The 288-nt window shown below is 59.0% G+C and carries 1 protein-coding gene; it reads right to left on the bottom strand.

Features of this window, described 5'->3' with window-relative positions; all coding sequences use genetic code 11:
* A partial coding sequence (locus tag PZC42_RS20850; RefSeq protein ID WP_277213999.1) for a cation:proton antiporter occupies positions 1 to 272 on the bottom strand: 272 nt, incomplete at its 3' end.
* Positions 273 to 288: the final 16 nt, after the last annotated feature.

Genomic DNA, 288 nt, shown 5'->3' with positions numbered 1-288 from the left:
AGAAGGCTGACTCGCTGGCTCAAACCGTTAATGGCCCGTTCTCCACCGTTCATGACCCACGGAGTCATAGCCATTGTCACCACTGCCGACACAACGATGAGCGAGAGAAAATCATCCCCCACTATGCCCAGGGTAACGGCGGAGCCCGCCAGGATGAAGCTGAACTCTCCCACCTGGCCTATGCCCAGGCCCGTGAGGAGGGCTGTGTGAGGTAGGTAGCCGAAGGCTCGGGTCAGAGATGCGGTTAGGGCGAATTTCACCAGGACGGCCACGCCTATCGTCACTAAC

It is taken from the genome of Isoptericola croceus, assembly GCF_029382255.1.
GTDB lineage: Bacteria > Actinomycetota > Actinomycetes > Actinomycetales > Cellulomonadaceae > Isoptericola > Isoptericola croceus.
Note: the sequence above shows the minus strand (reverse complement) of the source record. Positions and strands in the feature narration are given on the sequence as shown.